Source organism: Streptomyces aurantiacus, from assembly GCF_001418335.1.
GTDB lineage: Bacteria > Actinomycetota > Actinomycetes > Streptomycetales > Streptomycetaceae > Streptomyces > Streptomyces aurantiacus.
In genome coordinates, this window is the sequence record NZ_LIPP01000192.1 from 18,442 (window position 1) to 36,866 (window position 18,425).

Below are 18,425 nucleotides of genomic sequence, written 5' to 3' on the forward strand. Positions count from 1 at the left end.
CCATGGCAACGCTTGAAATCCACGACCTGCACGTCACCGTCGAGGCCGACAACGCCACGAAGGAGATCCTCAAGGGCGTCGACCTCACCGTGAAGCAGGGCGAGACCCACGCCATCATGGGCCCGAACGGCTCCGGCAAGTCGACGCTCGCCTACTCGCTCGCGGGTCACCCGAAGTACACGATCACCGGCGGCACCGTCACCCTCGACGGCGAGGACGTCCTGGGGATGTCCGTCGACGAGCGCGCCCGCGCGGGCCTGTTCCTGGCGATGCAGTACCCCGTCGAGGTCCCCGGCGTCTCCGTCTCCAACTTCCTGCGCACCTCCGCCACTGCGATCCGCGGCGAGGCCCCCAAGCTGCGTACCTGGGTGAAGGAGGTCAAGGAGGCCATGACACGCCTCAACATGGACCCCGCCTTCGCCGAGCGCAACGTGAACGAGGGCTTCTCCGGCGGTGAGAAGAAGCGCCACGAGATCCTTCAGCTGGAGCTGCTCAAGCCGAAGATCGCGATCCTCGACGAGACCGACTCCGGCCTCGACGTCGACGCGCTGCGCGTCGTCTCCGAGGGCGTCAACCGGGTCCGCGAGAGCGGCGAGGTCGGCACCCTGCTGATCACGCACTACACGCGCATCCTTCGCTACATCAAGCCCGACCACGTGCACGTCTTCTCCGGCGGACGCATCGTCGAGTCCGGCGGCGCCGAACTCGCCGACAAGCTGGAGAACGAGGGGTACGAGGTTTACGCGAAGCACGACGGAGTCGACACGAAGGGTGGCGCATCCGAGTGACACAGCTGCCGGGCCTCCTCGACACAGAGGCGATCCGCAAGGACTTCCCCATCCTGGACCGCCGGGTCCACGACGGCCAGAAGCTCGTGTACCTGGACAACGCGGCGACCTCGCAGAAGCCGCGCCAGGTGCTGGACGCACTCAGTGGCTACTACGAGAACCACAACTCCAACGTCCACCGCGGTGTGCATGTGCTCGCGGAGGAGGCCACGGCGCTGTACGAGGGCGCGCGCGACAAGGTCGCCACGTTCATCAACGCGCCGAGCCGCAACGAGGTGATCTTCACGAAGAACGCCTCCGAGTCGCTCAACCTCGTGGCGAACATGCTCGGCTGGGCCGACGAGCCCTACCGCGTGGACCACGAGACCGAGATCGTCATCACCGAGATGGAGCACCACTCCAACATCGTGCCGTGGCAGCTGCTCGCGCAGCGCACGGGCGCGAAGCTGAAGTGGTTCGGCCTGACCGACGACGGCCGGCTCGACCTGTCCAACATCGACGAGGTCATCACGGAGAAGACGAAGATCGTCTCCTTCGTCCTGGTGTCGAACATCCTGGGCACCGTCAACCCGGTCGAGGCGATAGTGCGCCGCGCCCAGGAGGTCGGCGCGCTGGTCTGCATCGACGCCTCCCAGGCCGCCCCGCACATGCCGATGGACGTACAGGCCCTCCAGGCCGACTTCGTGGCCTTCACCGGCCACAAGATGTGCGGCCCGACCGGCATCGGCGTCCTCTGGGGCCGCCAGGAGCTGCTGGAGGACCTGCCGCCGTTCCTGGGCGGCGGCGAGATGATCGAGACGGTGTCGATGCACTCGTCGACGTACGCTCCCGCCCCGCACAAGTTCGAGGCGGGCACCCCGCCGATCGCCCAGGCGGTCGGTCTCGGTGCGGCCATCGACTACCTGAGCGCGATCGGCATGGACAAGATCCTCGCCCACGAGCACGCCCTCACCGAGTACGCGGTGAAGCGGTTCGCCGAGGTCCCCGGCCTGCGGATCATCGGCCCGACGACGGCCGAGGACCGCGGCGCGGCCATCTCGTTCACGCTGGGTGACATCCACCCGCACGACGTGGGCCAGGTCCTCGACGAGCAGGGCATCGCGGTCCGGGTCGGACACCACTGCGCACGGCCTGTCTGCCTGCGGTACGGAATTCCTGCGACCACGCGAGCGTCGTTCTATCTGTACTCCACGCCGGCCGAGATCGACGCACTGGTCGACGGCCTGGAGCACGTACGGAACTTCTTCGGCTGAGGGACGTGAGCTGAGACCGTGCTGAGTCATCCCGGGGGACGACCCCGGACCCCCGGCAGGAGGCGCGCGTGATGCGAGGCTCCGCTAAGACGCGAGGTTGATGGGTGTGAAACTGGATTCGCTGTACCAGGAAGTCATCCTGGACCACTACAAGCACCCGCACGGGCGCGGTCTTCGCGACGGCGACGCCGAAGTGCACCACGTCAATCCGACGTGCGGCGACGAGATCACGCTGCGCGTCAAGTACGACGGCACGACGATCAGTGACGTCTCGTACGAGGGCCAGGGCTGCTCCATCAGCCAGGCATCGGCCTCCGTGCTGAACGAACTGCTCGTGGGCAAGCACCTGGCCGACGCGCAGAGGATCCAGGAGACCTTCCTGGAACTGATGCAGTCCAAGGGCCGCATCGAGCCGGACGACGCGATGGAGGAGGTCCTGGAGGACGCGGTCGCGTTCGCCGGGGTCTCCAAGTACCCGGCCCGCGTGAAGTGCGCGCTGCTGAGCTGGATGGCCTGGAAGGACGCGACGGCCCAGGCCCTGGGCGAGGCCGACGCCGAAAGGAAGACGGCATGAGCGAGACCATCGAGATGAAACCGGCCTCCGAGGACGAAGTCCGCGAGGCCCTGTACGACGTCGTCGACCCCGAACTGGGCATCGACGTCGTCAACCTCGGACTGATCTACGGCATCCACATCGACGACGCGAACATCGCGACGATCGACATGACCCTGACGTCGGCGGCGTGTCCGCTCACCGACGTCATCGAGGACCAGGCCAAGTCCGCCACGGACGGCATCGTGAACGAACTCCGCATCAACTGGGTGTGGATGCCGCCGTGGGGCCCGGACAAGATCACGGACGACGGCCGTGACCAGCTTCGGGCGCTGGGCTTCAACGTCTGAGAATGTCTGACGTCTGAAAGTGTCTGACGTCTGTACGTGTGCGGCCCCCGGCGTTTTCGCCGGGGGCCGCACGTGCTTGAAGGGGCCGCGCGCGTGAGGGGGCCGGGACCGACGGCTCAGCCCAGGCCCTTGACCAGCCGGAACGCCGAGTCCGCGCGGTAAAGACCGCTCTGCTCGTACGGGTCCAGGCGGAGCCGGAAGTCGCGGTGGCGCAGGAAGCGGCCGCGGTAGTTGACCGACTCCAGCATGACCGCGCCGGGGAACGCCGACGGGCGCGGGCAGAACGTGGCGTCCTGCTTGAACAGCTCGGAGCCGTTGTGGCGGTCGGCGCGCAGCAGGAACCGGGAGTGGCGCAGATAGCGGCCGTCGCCGAGGGAGAACGACACACAGCCGGCGTCGGCGAGGCCGGGGACGAGCTTGAAGGAGACCTCCTGCCTGGTCCACGACGAGCTGCGCGGGCTCACCCGGTCGAGCCGTACGGAGTCGTCGCCGAGGTGCCAGTAGCGGTCGGGGTAGTTGACCGCCTGAACGGACTTCCGTGCGGACGAGGGCTTGGACGCCGGTGGCCTGCCGGCGGACGCGGACTTCGACGTCGACGGCTGTGCCACCGGGCCCGGGCCGGCGCCGCCCTGCTGGTCCGCGGGTGACAGGGAGCCCTCCGCGGTGGTCCCGGACGGCTCGGGGGCGGCCAGCCCGCTCTTCCCGCTGGGCGCGGTGGCGGCGGACGGGACCGGCACGAGCGGTTCGTCCACGGCGGAGGTGTTCTCCGTCCGCTCGTCCGACAAGGCGTCCGTGGTCCTGGCCTTGTCCTCGTCCAGCACGGTGACCGCCGTCACGGTGGAGGCGAGGACCGCCAGCAGCAGTGCTCCGGCCAGCCAGAGCCTGCGGGTCCCGGGGATGCGGGACTCCTCCAGGCTCTCGCCGGTCTCCCACACCTTCGGGAGGTGGGCCGACGGGTCGGGAGCTGACTCGGTGTCTCTTTCCGGCATGCGCGGTTCCCCCCGGCGCCGCCGAGGGCGGACGCGGATCGGTCAGGGTCAGGTGTCGTGGCACAAAGAGGAGTACAAGACGGGTACAAGAGGAGCACAGGAGGAGCACAGGAGAAGGCGGAGGTCGCGGGCACGCCGGACGGCCCCGTCCGGGAGATCCGCGTGCGCGACGAGGGGAACATTAGTGGAACTTGCGCGTGGCGAGTAAGCGTTCTTGGAACCGGCTTCCGCCCGAACTCGCCGTTTTCTTCGGCGGGTTGGCGTCGCGCTCGGAATCCGCCGGTCCGGAACTCGCCTCTCCGGGCCTGTGTACGGGCGTACATATCGATGCGTACCCTCGTACTCATGGGATACGTGCTGCTCACCGGAGCCATCGCCGCGGAAGTGGCCGCCACGACCGCCATGAAGTACAGCGACGGGTTCAGCAAGCTCTGGCCGTCGGTACTGACCGCCCTCGGCTACATCGTCGCCTTCCTGCTGCTCGCCCAGACACTCAAGACGGTGTCCGTCGGCACGGCGTACGCGATCTGGTCCGGGCTCGGCACGGCGGCCATCGTGGTGATCGGGACCGTGTTCCTCGGCGAGGGGCTCACCGTCACCAAGTTCGCCGGGATAGCGCTGATCATCTGCGGGGTCATCGTGCTGAACGTGGGCGGGGCGCACTGATGGTCTCGGCCCGTAGGTGTCCGGTCCCGGGCGGCGGTCGCTGATGGCCCGGCGGTACGACCCCGAGAGGCGGCAGCGGATCATCGACGCGGCGATCCGGGTGGTGGCCGCGAAGGGCATCGCCGGGCTGAGCCATCGCTCGGTCGCGGCCGAGGCGGATGTGCCGCTCGGCTCGACGACGTACCACTTCAAGACCCTCGACGAGCTGCTGGTCGCCGCGTTGCGGCAGGCGAACGAGGGCTTCACGAAGACGGTCGCCGCCCGCGGCGCCCTGCGGGACCCCGGCACCGACCTCGCGGCCGACCTCGCCGTGCTCGGCCGCGAATGGCTCGCCGGTGACCGTACGGGGGTGGAGGTGGAGTACGAGCTCTACCTCGCCGCTCTGCGCCGGCCGGCCCTGCGGCCCGTCGCCGACGAGTGGGGCCGGGACTTCGCCGACCTCCTCGCCCGCCGCACCGACCCGGTGACCGCGCGGGCGCTGGTCGCGCTGATCGACGGCATCTGTCTGCAGGTCCTGCTGACGGGGGCGCCGTACGACGAGGAGTACGCGCGGGAGATGCTGGCGCGGGTGATCCCGTGAGCCCCCTGTTCCTCTGATGTGCTTCGCGGGAGCCGCGGTGGCCGTGCGCCCGGTACCTGAGATGCCGGGCGCACGGGTTGGCCCGGGCGGGCTCCGCCAAGTTAGGTTGCTGCCATGACCGACACGACTGCTACACGCACCACCGGCGCTGTCGCCGCCGGGCTTGCCACGATCGCCGCCGACGGCAGTGTCCTCGACACTTGGTTCCCGGCGCCCGAACTGGTCGCGGAGCCCGGTCCCTCCGGCTCCGAGCGGCTGTCCGCCGAACGCGCGGCGGAACTGCTCGGCGAGGGCGCCGTGCGGGCGATCGGCCCGGACGCCCGCCGGGGCGTCGAAGTGGTCGCGGTCCGCACGGTCATCGCCTCGCTCGACGACAAGCCGGTCGACGCGCACGACGCGTACCTGCGGCTGCACCTGCTCTCGCACCGGCTGGTGAAGCCGCACGGGCAGAGCCTCGACGGCCTGTTCGCCCACCTCGCCAACGTCGCCTGGACCTCGCTCGGCCCGGTGGCCGTGGCCGACGTGGAGAAGGTCCGGCTGAACGCCCGCGCCGAGGGCCTCCACCTGGCCGTGACGTCCGTCGACAAGTTCCCGCGCATGACGGACTACGTGGCGCCCAAGGGCGTCCGCATCGCCGACGCCGACCGGGTCCGCCTCGGGGCGCACCTCGCCGAGGGCACCACGGTGATGCACGAGGGCTTCGTGAACTTCAACGCCGGCACGCTCGGCACGTCGATGGTCGAGGGCCGCATCTCGTCCGGCGTCGTGGTCGGCGACGGCTCGGACATCGGGGGCGGCGCCTCCACCATGGGGACGCTGTCGGGTGGCGGCAACGTCCGTATCACCATCGGCGAGCGGTGCCTGATCGGGGCGGAGGCGGGTGTCGGTATCGCCCTCGGTGACGAGTGCGTGGTCGAGGCCGGGCTGTACGTCACCGCCGGTACGCGGGTGACGATGCCCGACGGGCAGATCGTCAAGGCCCGTGAGCTCTCCGGGGCCTCGAACATCCTCTACCGCCGCAACTCCGTCACCGGGAAGGTGGAGGCACGGCCGAACAACGCGGTGTGGGGCGGGCTCAACGAGATCCTCCACAGCCACAACTGAGCCGTACCGTCGGGTGCGGGCCGGTGGGGGCCGGCCGCGCAGTTCCCCGCGCCGCTGAAAGACTGCGCCGTTCCCCGCGCCCCCAAGAGACTGCGCCGTTCCCCGCGCCCCTGAGAGTGGGGCCGTGCCCCGGCTTTTGTCTTCAGGGGCGCGGGGAACTGCGCGATCAGCCACAACGCACCCGCAGACGCAGAAGCACACCCCACCGCACCGCGTAAATTCCCCGGCCGGCAAGGCATAGCGGGGGCCCACCCGACACGTCAGTACGGGTGGGAGCGGGGAATACGCCCGCGGGGAAGAGACGGTGACGATGGATGCCCAGGGGCACGAGGCGTTCCGGGAGTTCGTGGAGAACCGGTCGTCGGCGCTGCTGAAGACCGCCGTGCTGCTCAGCGGCGGCGACCGCCACGCGGCCGAGGACCTGCTGCAGAACGCGCTGGTCAAGGCCGCCGGGCGGTGGCAGCGGATCGACGAGCCGGAGGCGTACGTACGGCAGATCCTGTACCGGCAGCAGGTGAGCCGCTGGCGGCTGAAGTGGCGTCGGCGGGAGCTGACCGTCGCCGAGCCGCCCGAGGCGACGGGAGGAGCGACGGGCGGCGGAGCGGACGCCTCCGCCGCCACCGAGCTGCGCATCCTGATGCGGGGAGCGCTGGCCCGGCTCACCGCCCGGCAGCGGACCGTGCTCGTGCTGCGGTACTTCGAGGACCTGCCGGAGGCCGACGTGGCCCGGATCCTCGGCTGTTCGGTCGGGACCGTGCGGTCCACCACGCACCGCTCGCTCGCCCGACTGCGCAGCCTCGCACCGGAGTTGGCCGCACTCGGCCCGGCCGACGCGGAAGAGAGCCCGTCCCGCGACTTCTCACCCGTGGAGGTACGTCCGTGAACATGGACCAGCTCGTACGCGACGCCCTGCACGACCAGGCATCGGAGGCCATGGCCCCGCCGCCCGACCTCGCGGGCCGCGTCCTCGCGGTACGGCGGCGCCGCCGGAACCATACGCTCGCCGGAGCGGCGGTGGCCACGGCCGTCGCGGTCGCCGTCGGCGTGGCGGTGCCGGTCCTGAACGGTGAGGACGAACCGCGGCTCGCCAGTCAGATGAACCGGAGCGACATCATCGCCCACCCGGACCAGACACCGCCGCGCGACCTCGTGGCGGCGGGCGACACCGCGATGGCCGCCTACTACACGACCAGGACCGTCAAGGAGACACCGGACCGGGGCGTCCACCGGCGCACCTACCACCTCCTCGACCAGAAGACCGGCAAGTACGTGAAGACCACCAAGTGGTCCTTCCTCGACGTGGCCCCCGGCATGCGCACCGCCGCGGTTCTGGAGCAGGGCCTGCCCACCAAGCGGATCGGGCTGCTCGACCTGCTCACCGGCGAGGTCGAGCGCTGGATCACCGTCGACCGCGCCGTCGCGGGCGTCAGCTTCTCGCCCGACGGCAGCAAGCTCGTCGCGACGACGTACAGCAAGAACCCCGACCTGCTGTACAGGGCGGACTACGACAGTGACGGGGACGGCAAGAAGAACGACTGGGAGACGCGGTTCGGCCAGTCGGACCGGACCGGCTTCTACGTCCTCGACGTCGACTCCGGCGACGGCTCCTGGAGCAAGGTCACGGGCCACGAGGAGGACATCAACGTCCGCCAGGACTTCGCCTTCGACAACGACGCCGAGCTGGTCTACTCCGGGCTCACCTCGGAACCCGGCATGCAGTACTACGACTTCGAGGGCAACGAGGTCGCCAGCCCCGCGAACGAGAAGTACCTGAACTGGTTCGTGGAGGCGGGGCTGTCCCCGAACGGCAAGCTGGCCGCGGGCGATTTCGCGGGCGGCGCCAAAACCACCGCCTCCGAGATCAACGACCCCTACAGCGGCAAGCGGCTCTACAAGATCCCCGGTCAGCAACTGCTCGCCTGGGTCGACGACAAGCGGCTCATTGCCTGGGACATCGACCCCGGCACGAACGAGTTCCACAACCGGCTCGTGCTCGTCACGATCGGCAACAAGAAGACCGTCCCGCTGAGCGGTTTCCGCCAGGGGAACGACGGCGCGGCCGGACGCTGGCAACCGGTCTTCGCCGAACGCTGACAGCACTGACAGCACTGACAGCACTGACAGCACTGACAACCTGACGACGCCGATCAGGCAGCCACCAACCGCTCGTACTCGGCCAGCAGCCCGTCGGTCACTTCCTGGCCGGCGGGCCGCAGCGGTGCCCGCACCGGCCCGGCGGGCAGACCGCGGGAGTTGAGCAGAGCCTTCGTCGTGACGGTGCCGGGCAGGCCCGACGCCATCAGCAACTCGATGAGGGCGTTGGCCTGTTGCTGACGCCGAGCGGCCCCGCCCGTGTCCCCCGCGTCGAACGCGTCCAGGACGGCCCGGAGTCGGCGGGGCACCACGTTGGCCACCGTACTGATGTATCCGGCGCCGCCCACCGCGTACAGGGCCAGTGCGTACTCGTCGCAGCCCGCGTAGTACGCGAGATCCGTGCGGGCCAGCACCTTCTGGGTGCCGAGCAGGTCGTACGCGCAGTCCTTCACCGCCACGATCCTCGGGTGCTCCGCGAGCCGCAGCATCGTCTCCGGCTCGATACGGGTGCCGGTGCGGCCCGGGATGTCGTACAGCGTGAGCGGCAGTCCGGAGGCGTCCGCGATCGCCCGGAAGTGCGCCTCGACAGCGTCCTGCGGGGGCCTGCTGTAGTACGGCGTGACGACCAACAGGCCGTCCGCGCCCGCCTTTTCGGCGTCGAGTGCGAGTTCCGCGGTGTGGCGGGTGTCGGCGGTTCCGATGCCCGCGACGACCGAGGCACGGTCCCCGACGGCCTCGGCCACCGCCCGTACGAGCGCGGACTTCTCGGCGTCCGTCGTGGTGGGGGACTCCCCGGTGGTACCGGACAGCACCAGCCCGTCGCACCCCTCGGAGACCAGCAGCTCGGCCAGCCGTTGCGCGCCGTCCAGGTCGAGCAGTCCCTCGTCGGTGAAGGGCGTGACCATCGCGCAGAGGGTACGGCCGAAGGGGCGGGGGCGTGGGGAGGTGACCCCGGTTCCGGTTCCGGTTTCGGCTCCGGTTTCGGTCCCGGTCGCGGTTGTGGCTTGGATGGGGGCTGTGGAGGCTGTGGGCGTGGTCATGGAGACAGTTTCGGGCCGCCGACGTGGAAGCTCCACTTAATTCTGCTACGGCCTATCCATAAGAAGAGCTACTTAATTGTGTTCGGTGGGGGCGGTGGCGCGACTCGGTCGGGGTAGCGGCGCCGCGGGAGGGGTACCCGGGCGTCCCCCGGACGAAAGGAGGCGGAACGCCATGACCGGGACGACGGACCGGCGGCTGGACGAACACCACTCGGTGGGTGAACTCGTCGGGCAGGCCACCGAACAGCTTTCCGAGCTCGTGCGGCAGGAGATGCAGCTCGCGAAGATGGAACTGGCGGAGAAGGGGCGGCGTGCGGGGCGCGGAGGCGGGATGCTCGGCGCGGCCGGAGCCGTCGCCTATGTGGGTCTGATGGCCCTCGCGGCGACCGGCGTCGCCGCGCTCTCCCTCGTACTGCCCGTGTGGGCGGCGGCACTCATCGTCACAGCCGTGCTCTTCCTGGTCGCGGCCGTGCTGGCGAAGACGGGTCGCACGCAGCTCGGCCGCGCCACCCCGCCGAAGCCCGAGCGGACGCTCGGCAGCGTCCGGGCCGATGTGGACGAGATCAAGGAGAGGGCGCACCGATGAACGACAGGAACGACTCTGCAGGAACTGGTGGCGCCATGGACAGGCCCGGTGGCGGGGCCACGGCACGGCGTGGCGGCGGAGCCACGGCGAGGCCCGTGAGCGGGGCCACGGAGAAGTCGGCGGGCGGGGCCAAGGGGCCGGACGAACTGCGGCGCCAGATCGAGGAGACGCGCGGCCAACTAGGCGACACCGTTGAGGAGTTGGCCGCGAAGGCCGACGTACGGAGTCGTGCGCGGGCCCGGGGTACCGAGCTGAAGGGCAAGGCGTCCGACGCCGGCCGCACGGTCCAGGGCAAGGCCGCCCACGCCGGGCAGGTCGTCCAGGACCACGTGCCCCAGTCGGTGCGCGGCGCCGCGACCGCGGTCGTGCAGACCGGAGCGCGGCACCCCGGGCCCGTACTCGTCGCCGGAGCCGGCGCGGTGGTAGCGGCCGGGCTGCTGCGGCACCGGCACAACGGCCACCACTGACTGCTCCGCCACGGGGACGGGCTTGACCTGAAGCCTGGTTGAGGTCCGAGGGTGGGTGACACATGCGTCGAGCAGCGATCACCCGGAGGTTAGTGATGACCCGCCCTACCCCTCATCTCACTCAGGCCCCTCGTGCCCGTCGTGCCCGTCGTACCGATGTGCGTCCCGAGCCGGGCCGCCCCGAGGTCGGAGCCCCGTTCTTCAGTACCTGGCGGGTGGGCACCCCCGACCGGCAGCAGGCCACGGTCGAGTCGATCGCCGCCACCTGGGAGAAGCGGCCGTGGCCGGCCGAGGGGCTGCTCGGGTACTACGTCCACACCGGGGACGACGGCACGACCCTGCTGCACCAGTCGCAGTGGCGGAGCGAGCAGGACTACGAGGCGTTCGTGAAGGTCCACCGGCAGGAGCGGGTGGACGAGATCGACGTGGCCGTGCCCGGCATCGAGCGGGTGGGACTCGACCGCTACCGGCTGTACCGCAGTGGCGTCCGGCCCGGGGAGGCCAGGGTGCCCGGTTGCGTCGTGATCGTCGAGATCGAGTTCGAAGGGGCGGACCCCGAACGGCAACGGGCCTGGGTGGACGCGGTGTTCGAGGCCCTGGAGAGTGAGCCGAACCCGCATCCCGGCGGGATCTCCGCCCACTTCCACCTGAGCACCGACGGCAGGAAGGTCCTCAACTACGCCGAGTGGGAGAGCGCCGAGGCGCACAGGGAGGCGATCGGCGCGCCCGGCAACGGGGTGGGATCGCGCACGCCGCAGTGGGAGCGCGTACAGACGTATCCGGGACTGAAGCGGTCCACGGTCAGCCGCTACAGCTACGTCGTCGGACTCGTACCCGAGTAGTCATCGCGCCTGGCGGTCCCTGGCGGTCCCTGGTGGTGGGGATCGGAAAATCTTCGAAAACCAGGTCCTGATGTCGGATTTCCCGGTTCCCGGGGCCGTGGCTGGCCCCGCTTCGGTGGTGGCGCCGAAAGTAAGCGCGGAAACAGCCGAACCGCGGCGTGTGGCGCCGCTAGGGAGAGTTCCGTGAACGTCACAACTACCGCGAGCGTCTCGCGGGACCGGCGGGCAGCCACGCTCGTCATGGCCTGTGTGGGCGTGTTCGTCGCCTATCTGCCGGTGACCACCGTCTCGGTGAGTCTGCCGGCCATCCAGCGGTCGCTGCACGCGTCGACCGCCCAACTGGCCTGGGTGTCCGACGCGTTCGTCCTGCCCATGGCCGCACTCATCCTCACCGCCGGGGTCGTCGGTGACGTCCACGGCCGCAAGATGGTCTTCCAGGCGGGCCTGGCCTTCTGTGCCCTGGGCGCCGCCATAGGCCTGTCCGCCCAGTCGATCGAGGTCCTCTGGATCGGCCAGGCCTTCGCGGGCATCGGCGCGGCCGCGCTGCTGCCCACGACCCTGGCACTGATCAGCCATGTCGTCCCCGACCCCCGGGAACGCGGCAAGTTCATCGGCCTGTGGGCGACATCCCTGCTGCTCGCCCTCGCCCTCGGCCCGATCATCGCCGGGGCCGTCCTCGAACACTTCGCCTGGCGCTGGATCTTCCTGCTGGCCGTCCCCGTCTCGCTCGTCACCATGGTCTGCACGGCCCGGCTGCTGACCGACTCCCGCGCCGCCGGTTCGCGCCGGCTGGACTGGCCCGGCCAGCTCACCGCCGCACTGGCGATCACCGCGCTGGTCTACGGGGTCATCGAGGGCGGCGCCGACTCCTTCACGGACGAGAAGGTGATGGTGGCCCTGTTCGTGGCCGTCGTCAGCGGCGTCGCCTTCGTCCTCGTGGAGCGGCGCAGCGACAGCCCGATGCTCGACCTGAAGCTGTTCCGCAGCCCGGCCTTCAGCGCCACCACCCTGGTCGCCATGATCAGCTTCCTGGGCCTGATCGGGTTCTTCTTCGCCCTCAGCCTCTACCTGGGCATGGTCCAGCAGCTCAGCACCCTGGAGGCGAGCACCCGACTGCTGGCGGTCAGCCTGATGGCCATCCTGGTGGGAGCACCGGTCGGCCGCCTGATGCACCGGGTGTCGGCACGTGTCCTGATCACCGGCGGCCTGCTCGTCAGCGCGGGCGCGCTGCTCTCGCTCACCACGATCGACGCCGACACCTCGTACGTCTCGCTGGTCTGGCGGCTGGCCCTGCTGGGCCTCGGCATGGGCCTGGTCATCACGCCCATGACCGCCACCGCGGTCGCCTCCGTACCGCACCACCTGGCCGGCATGGCCGCCGCCGGGAACAACGCCTTCCGGCAGGTCGGCGGCGCGCTCGGCCCCGCGGTCCTGGGCGCCCTGCTCACCAGCCGGGCCACCGACTCCCTGCCCGGGCACCTCGCCGCAGCGGGCCTGACGGGCGCCCAGCGGCAGAGCGTCGTCTCGGCCGTGGACGAGGGCGGCCTAGGCGCGGTCGCACAGATGGATCTGGGCCCCGCCCAGGGTCGCGCCCTGGGCGCGCTGTCCGAGGCCTTTCTCGACGGTCTCCACCTGTGTCTGATCGTGTCCGCGATCCTGTCCCTGGTCGCGGCGGCGGTCGCCGCGCTCCTGCTGCGCAGCCCGCGGCAGGCGACGACGACGCCGGTGGTCAGCTCCGGCTCCGGTACGGGCACGGGCACGGGCACGGGTACTGGTGACGGCTCCGGCTTCGGTTCCGTGGGTCGGGCCGGTCCCGCGTCCGCGAATCCGCCCGCGGCCCTGCACGGGACACGGACACCGCGGCAGCGCGGAGCCATGGAGTCCGACCCGCAATCCGACCGCAGGTAAGGATGAACCCGCGGCGGCGATCCGGCGTCTTACCGGGTGCCCTCCGTGGGGACGGTAAGGGCGCCGGTGCGAGGCCCGGGCCCAGGAACACACTCCTGAGCCCGGGCCTCACCGCGCGGGCTTCACCGCCCCGGCCCCGAGACCTCAGTCGGTACGATCGCCGTCCGGGGCCCGTGCCGTACGGACCAGAGAGCGGAAGCAATCCGGTGGAGTCCCACGTGCTCGACACCCACGACATCCGCAAGACCCACAACACCCACGACACTCACGGCATCCGCCACCTTCGGGACGCGCGCCACGTGCGTGACGCCCGTGACCGTCTCGACCTCCTCGATCAGAAGCTGATGCAGGCGCTCCAGGTGGACGGCCGCGCGCCGTTCAGCAGGCTCGCGGAGGTGCTCGGGGTCTCGGACCAGACCATCGCGCGCCGCTACCGGCGGCTGCGCACCACGACGGGTCTGCGGGTGCTCGGCATGACCGACGAGAGCCGGCTGGGCAGGCAGAGCTGGATGGTCCGGCTGCGCTGCACCCCGGACGTGGCGGAACAACTCGCGGGCGCGCTGGCCCGGCGCCCCGACACCTCGTACGTCGATCTGATCTCCGGTGGCACCGAGGTGCTGTGCGCGATGAAACCGCGCTCACAGCAGGAACGGGACGAGCTGCTCTTCGACCGCCTGCCGCGCACCCCGCGCGTCACCTCGGTCAGCGCGCACTGCATGCTGCACTACTTCTACGGCGGCGCGCTCGGCTGGCTCAACAAATTGCAGGCCCTCGACCCCGACGAGGAGGCCGCCCTGACCCCGCCGCCTCCCGCCGAGGCGCCCGACACTCCCATCGCCCTGGACGCGGAGGACGAGGCGCTGCTCGCCGTGCTCCGGGGCGACGGCCGGACCGCCCTGACCGAACTGCAGACCAGCACCGGTCAGACGGAGTCGGTGGTCAAACGGCGCCTGGACCGGCTGCGTTCCTGCGGGGTCCTCTACTTCGACGTACAGGTCGACCACGACTCCCTGGGGCAGAACACCGGGGCCATGCTCTGGCTCACGGTGTCCCCGGCCGCCCTCGCCGACGTCGGACGCGCTCTCGCGGCGCACCCGGAGGTCGGCTTCGCCGCGGCCACCACCGGCCAGGCCAATATCGTCGCCTCCGTCCTGTGCCGGGACACCAGCGCGTTCTACACGTACCTGAGCGAGAAGATCGGGGTCCTCGACGGGGTGCAGGCCGTCGAGACCGCCCTCACCCTGCGCCAGGTCAAACAGCTCACCTACGAACCCGGCCGCTGACCGCCTGCCGCCTGCCTGTCCCGTACTCGCCCGGCACGCGACCGAGCCCGGCCCCCCTGACGTCGGGGCCGGGCTCGGCGGCGTACGACCGGAACCGGTTGCGCAACGGCTACGGGCGGAACCGCAGCACCTGGGGGTCGTGGTCGCTGATCTGGTCGGAGAACTCCGCGTTGATGTGCACGCTGTCGTAGCTGAAGCCGGTGCCCCTGCGGATCGACGGGCTGATCAGGATCTGGTCGAGGACCTGGCTGTTGCCCTGGTAGTCGTAGCTGTAACGCTCGCTCTCCGGCAGGGACTTGACGGCCGACCAGAGCGCGCCGTCGGCCTCCAGGAGCTTCGTCGTCCCGGAGAACTCGAAGTCGTTGATGTCGCCGAGCGTGACGACGTCCGCGTTGTGCTGCTTCGCCAGGATGTCCTTGACGAAGGCGTTCACCGAGGCCGCCTGGAGGTGGCGCTGGGTCTCCGAGCTGCGCACCGGCGGCTGGAACCGGGAGTGCAGCGCCTGGTCGCCGCCCTTCGACGCGAAGTGGTTCGCGATCACGAAGACCGTCTTCCCGCGGAAGGCGAACTCGCCCGCGAGCGGCTTGCGGCTGTTCGTCCACGCCTCGTTCGCCGGGTCGATACGGCCGGGGGAGGCCGTCAGGCGCGCCTTGCCGTGCGCCTTCGTGACGCCGACCGCGGTGGTGGCGTCGCCGCCCGCCCGGTCGACGAAGGAGACCCGCGCCGGGTTGTAGAGGAACGCCTGGCGGATGTTGCCGCCCGGCTCACCGCCGTCGGCGAGGTCCACCGGGTCGATGGACCGCCACGCGTAGGCCGGTCCGCCGGCGGCGACGATCGCGTCGGTCAGCTTCCGCATCGTCCGGTCGGCGGCGACCGTACCGTCGTTCGTGGCACCGTTGTTGTCCTGGATCTCCTCCAGGGACACGATGTCGGGCGACTGGAGGTGGTCCACGATCGCGGCGGCGTGGTCGGCGAACGTACCGTCCGTCGGGTCGAGGTTCTCGACGTTGTACGTGGCGACCGCGAGCTCGGTGCGCGACTGCGCGCGGGTCGTCTCGCGCTCCAGGCCGCCGGCCTCGACCGTGCCCAGGGTGCGGGCGGTCAGCGTGTAGCCGCCGAACTGGTTGTAGTCCAGGGGGCCTTCGGTGGTGCCCTTCAGGGTGTCGCCGACGTTCGCCGTCGGGAACGGCTCCGTGGCGGTGGGGATCAGCGACTGGATCTGCAGTCGGCCGCTGTTCTGCGAGGAGTACGCGCCGTAGACGGTGCCGCCACGACGGTTCCGGTTCTCGTGCGGCTCGACCGTCACCCAGAGCTCGGAGAACGCGTCGGTCGCGGTGACCACGCGCGACGAGCCGATCGCGACGTTCATGCCCTCCAGCGACTCGTAGTGGTCGAGGGCGTACTTCTTGGGCCGCAGGGTGAGGCCGTCGACCGAGCCGCCCGCCGCCGTGTCGCCCTCGGGCGCGTACGCGGCGGGTACGGAACGGCTGTTGACGACGGTGGCCTCGGGCAGCGCGTTGCCGCTCGACACCACCGTCACCGTGGGCCGGGTGAGCTCGGTGACCGACTGGTTGCCCGACGAGGCGCCGCCCGGCACGAACTCCGTGACCGTGCCCGACACGGTGACCGCGTCGCCGACGGCGACCTTCGGCGTGGAGCTGGTGAAGACGAAGACGCCCTCACTGGTGGCCGGGTCGTCGTCCGCGGACGGCCCCTGGATCCAGAAACCGCGGGACGAACCATAGGTCCGTACGCCCGTGACGACGCCGGCCACGTCCGTGACCTGCCGGCCCACGAGCGGAGACGTCCGGGTGGAGCCCTGGATGTCGTGAACGGCCACGGCATCCGCGTGGGCGGGCGAGGTGAGGACCACCGAGGAGAGCGTGGAACAGACGGCGGCGACGGTGAGCGCGGCTATGCGTACGGAAGACTTGCTCGGCAACGAAATCCCTCCGGGGACGTGCGTGGGCGCCGGGACGAGGGCGAAGTGCGGGAGTGGGCGGTGACGCGCGTAGAAGCCGGGGTTCGCGGTGCTGCCCGCGCCTTTCTACGCGCGTCAATCTCGTGTCTGGCCGCGACACTTGTCAAGGTTTTCTGGCTGAACACTTCTGACAGGTTCATGAACCGGGCGGCATGGGCCCAAATCCGTCTAGGCTGAGGTTGCGTTTCCGGGGCGGCCGGAGAGTGTTCTCCCGGGCGGCCCGCGGACCCGGTGGACGCCATGTACGTCCGAGGCGTCCACGGCGTGCGTCCGAGACGGACGCCGAGAACAACGTCCGACTGTTCGTCCTAGGAGAACCAGCCGATGTCAGACAGCTCCCCCCTGCCGCCGGTGCGGCTGCGCTCCGAAGCGGAGCTCGCCCGGGACGCGCTCGCCACGCCGCTCCTCTCGCGTGCCGTGCGGCTCGCCCGCTGGGCCGGTCCGGACACCCGGGTCGGGACCGGCAGCGAACTCGTCGAGGAACAGCTGGCGGCCGCCGCCGCGGAACTGGGGCTCGACGGCGAGGACGCCGCGGCCCACGCCAGTGAGGCCTGGCGGGTGGCCGTGGACACCGGGCTCGTCACGGTCGTGGACGAGGAGGAGGGCACGGTCACCACCGGCCCCGACCTGGGCCTCGTCCTCTCCGGAGCGCCACAGGACGTACTGGGACTGTGGCTCGGCGCGCTGGAGACGGTGCTGGCCGACGCGAGCGTGCCCGACCTCGGCGACCTCATGGAGGCCATGGACGAGGGCGGCGAGATCGACTTCTCCGCGCTGGACTGGGACCCCGACGCGGAGGCCGACTTCCTCGACGGGGTCCTCGGCAACCTCTATCTGCTGACCGCCGGCGGGGAGGGACCGGACGAGGCGCCGGTGCCGCTGCCCGCCCTCGCCGCGTCGATGATCGTGCCGGACGACATGGGGGAGCCCACCAACGACGTACTGGAGCAGGTGTCGGAGGCGATGATGCGCCTCGACGACCAGTTCCGGATCCTGGAGCCGGCCGGGATCGTCGACTTTCAGCCTGTTGACGAGGCCCTCATGGCCGACGCGGACGCGGACGTGGACGCCGACTCCGGCTCTGGCTCTGGCTCTGGCTCTGAGGGGGGGGCCGCTCCGTCCGTGGACGACACGGACGTCTCCCGGTACGGGATGGTGCGGCTCACCCCGCTCGGGGTGTACGGCGTCAGGGCGCGGCTCCTGGAAGCCGGGTTCGCGGCGCCCGCGGTGGGCGACCTCGCGGACAAGGGCGCCGACGTCCTCCTCGACGGCATCTCCGCGTTTCCGCCGGCGGCCGCGCAGGCGGAGACCGAGCAGTGGCTCGCCCGGCGTGAACCCCTGGAGGCCGCGCGGGAGTTGCTCGCCGCCGCGCGAGGAGCCGACGCGGGGGCGCCGCTGCGGCGGCTGCACTGTCAGCAGGCGCTGTCCCTCGTCGGCGGCGAGGCCGCGCCCGCGCTGCACGAGGTGCTCGACGACGCCGAGCTGGGCGGGCTCGCGCGGGTCTGGCTCGCGGAGCGGGGCGTGCCGGACGTGCCGGCGCCGTCCGAGGAGATGGTCTTCTGGCTGACCGTCGACACGATCGCCGCGCAGCTTGCCGCGGAGGGGAACTCCGAGGAGTTGCAGGCGCTCGTGGAGGGGCTTGCGGCGCAGCACGGCGGCTTCTTCGCTGCGGCGTGGCGGGTGGAGCATCCTGCTACGCCGGATGTGCTGGAGGCGATGGGGCGGCTGCATCCTGACAAGAAGGTGGCGAAGGAGGCTCGTAAGGCGGCGTTCAAGGCGCGGTCGCAGCAGGGGGGTTAGGGGGGTTTGTTTCGCCCCCGCCGCCCCTACCCATTCCCGTCACTTCCTCGGGGGCTCCGCCCCCGAACCCCCGGTCCTCAAACGCCGGACGGGCTGAAAGATCTACGCCCGGTCGGCGAGATCTTCAGCCCGTCCGGCGTT

The 18,425-nt window shown here is 70.7% G+C and carries 18 protein-coding genes; 15 read left to right on the plus strand and 3 right to left on the minus strand.

Annotated elements, in window-relative coordinates; genetic code table 11:
- Positions 1 to 2: 2 nt before the first annotated feature.
- The 4 genes from sufC to AOK01_RS24440 all read left to right on the plus strand — a co-directional run bounded on the left by sufC (position 3) and on the right by AOK01_RS24440 (position 2,944).
- Entirely contained in the window at positions 3 to 788 is a 786-nt protein-coding gene (sufC, locus tag AOK01_RS24425) for a Fe-S cluster assembly ATPase SufC (protein WP_055515201.1), read from the plus strand.
- Positions 785 to 2,041, plus strand: a complete 1,257-nt coding sequence (locus AOK01_RS24430) for a cysteine desulfurase (protein WP_055515202.1) — start codon at positions 785 to 787, stop codon at positions 2,039 to 2,041. The genes sufC and AOK01_RS24430 overlap by 4 nt, the downstream gene beginning before the upstream one ends.
- 106 nt (positions 2,042 to 2,147) lie before the next feature.
- Positions 2,148 to 2,615 carry a Fe-S cluster assembly sulfur transfer protein SufU gene (sufU, locus tag AOK01_RS24435; RefSeq protein ID WP_055515225.1) on the plus strand — a complete coding sequence of 156 codons (468 nt, stop codon included), beginning with the start codon at positions 2,148 to 2,150 and terminating at the stop codon, positions 2,613 to 2,615.
- Positions 2,612 to 2,944: a metal-sulfur cluster assembly factor gene (locus AOK01_RS24440; RefSeq protein ID WP_053741509.1), complete on the plus strand. Its 333-nt coding sequence runs from the start codon at positions 2,612 to 2,614 to the stop codon at positions 2,942 to 2,944. The genes sufU and AOK01_RS24440 overlap by 4 nt, the downstream gene beginning before the upstream one ends.
- 116 nt (positions 2,945 to 3,060) lie before the next feature.
- Here AOK01_RS24440 and AOK01_RS24445 read toward each other — a convergent pair whose 3' ends face one another.
- Positions 3,061 to 3,933, minus strand: a complete 873-nt coding sequence (locus tag AOK01_RS24445) for an AbfB domain-containing protein (protein ID WP_055515203.1) — start codon at positions 3,931 to 3,933, stop codon at positions 3,061 to 3,063.
- A gap of 345 nt (positions 3,934 to 4,278) precedes the next feature.
- On the opposite strand from AOK01_RS24445, the gene AOK01_RS24450 reads away from it, so the two are divergent.
- The 5 genes from AOK01_RS24450 (at position 4,279) to AOK01_RS24470 (ending at position 8,377) form a co-directional block, all read left to right on the plus strand.
- The gene (locus AOK01_RS24450) at positions 4,279 to 4,599 is read left to right on the plus strand and encodes a DMT family transporter (RefSeq protein ID WP_055515227.1); all 321 of its coding nucleotides are present in this window, start codon (positions 4,279 to 4,281) and stop codon (positions 4,597 to 4,599) included.
- A 43-nt stretch (positions 4,600 to 4,642) separates the two neighbouring features.
- On the plus strand, positions 4,643 to 5,179 hold the full coding sequence (locus AOK01_RS24455) for a TetR/AcrR family transcriptional regulator (RefSeq protein ID WP_055515205.1): 537 nt from the start codon (positions 4,643 to 4,645) through the stop codon (positions 5,177 to 5,179).
- 114 nt (positions 5,180 to 5,293) lie between these two features.
- Positions 5,294 to 6,283 (plus strand): 2,3,4,5-tetrahydropyridine-2,6-dicarboxylate N-succinyltransferase, encoded by a 990-nt coding sequence (gene dapD / locus AOK01_RS24460; RefSeq protein ID WP_055515207.1) that lies wholly within the window; start codon positions 5,294 to 5,296, stop codon positions 6,281 to 6,283.
- A 310-nt stretch (positions 6,284 to 6,593) separates the two neighbouring features.
- On the plus strand, positions 6,594 to 7,166 hold the full coding sequence (locus AOK01_RS24465; protein WP_055515209.1) for a SigE family RNA polymerase sigma factor: 573 nt from the start codon (positions 6,594 to 6,596) through the stop codon (positions 7,164 to 7,166).
- A complete protein-coding gene (locus AOK01_RS24470) occupies positions 7,163 to 8,377 on the plus strand; it encodes a hypothetical protein (protein ID WP_055515211.1) in 1,215 nt (404 codons plus the stop codon). The genes AOK01_RS24465 and AOK01_RS24470 overlap by 4 nt, the downstream gene beginning before the upstream one ends.
- Before the next feature lie 53 nt (positions 8,378 to 8,430).
- Here the strand turns inward: AOK01_RS24470 and dapA are convergent, their stop codons facing one another.
- Positions 8,431 to 9,387 (minus strand): 4-hydroxy-tetrahydrodipicolinate synthase, encoded by a 957-nt coding sequence (gene dapA, locus AOK01_RS24475; RefSeq protein WP_281181427.1) that lies wholly within the window; start codon positions 9,385 to 9,387, stop codon positions 8,431 to 8,433.
- Positions 9,388 to 9,589: 202 nt separating this feature from the next.
- Between dapA and AOK01_RS24480 the strand changes: the two genes are divergently transcribed.
- From AOK01_RS24480 to AOK01_RS24500, 5 genes are all read left to right on the plus strand, one after another.
- Positions 9,590 to 10,003: a phage holin family protein gene (locus AOK01_RS24480; protein WP_055515215.1), complete on the plus strand. Its 414-nt coding sequence runs from the start codon at positions 9,590 to 9,592 to the stop codon at positions 10,001 to 10,003.
- Positions 10,000 to 10,470, plus strand: a complete 471-nt coding sequence (locus AOK01_RS24485; protein ID WP_079103704.1) for a DUF3618 domain-containing protein — start codon at positions 10,000 to 10,002, stop codon at positions 10,468 to 10,470. The genes AOK01_RS24480 and AOK01_RS24485 overlap by 4 nt, the downstream gene beginning before the upstream one ends.
- Before the next feature lie 95 nt (positions 10,471 to 10,565).
- On the plus strand, positions 10,566 to 11,312 hold the full coding sequence (locus AOK01_RS24490) for an antibiotic biosynthesis monooxygenase (RefSeq protein ID WP_055515217.1): 747 nt from the start codon (positions 10,566 to 10,568) through the stop codon (positions 11,310 to 11,312).
- A 183-nt stretch (positions 11,313 to 11,495) separates the two neighbouring features.
- Positions 11,496 to 13,220: an MFS transporter gene (locus tag AOK01_RS24495; RefSeq protein ID WP_055515219.1), complete on the plus strand. Its 1,725-nt coding sequence runs from the start codon at positions 11,496 to 11,498 to the stop codon at positions 13,218 to 13,220.
- A gap of 299 nt (positions 13,221 to 13,519) precedes the next feature.
- Positions 13,520 to 14,503 (plus strand): Lrp/AsnC family transcriptional regulator, encoded by a 984-nt coding sequence (locus tag AOK01_RS24500; protein ID WP_281181428.1) that lies wholly within the window; start codon positions 13,520 to 13,522, stop codon positions 14,501 to 14,503.
- A 109-nt stretch (positions 14,504 to 14,612) separates the two neighbouring features.
- Here AOK01_RS24500 and AOK01_RS24505 read toward each other — a convergent pair whose 3' ends face one another.
- Positions 14,613 to 16,445 carry an endonuclease/exonuclease/phosphatase family protein gene (locus AOK01_RS24505; RefSeq protein WP_055515221.1) on the minus strand — a complete coding sequence of 611 codons (1,833 nt, stop codon included), beginning with the start codon at positions 16,443 to 16,445 and terminating at the stop codon, positions 14,613 to 14,615.
- A gap of 363 nt (positions 16,446 to 16,808) precedes the next feature.
- Here AOK01_RS24505 and AOK01_RS24510 point away from each other — a divergent pair, with 363 nt between their 5' ends.
- Positions 16,809 to 18,284, plus strand: a complete 1,476-nt coding sequence (locus tag AOK01_RS24510) for a hypothetical protein (protein WP_055515223.1) — start codon at positions 16,809 to 16,811, stop codon at positions 18,282 to 18,284.
- The last annotated feature ends 141 nt before the right edge of the window (positions 18,285 to 18,425 follow it).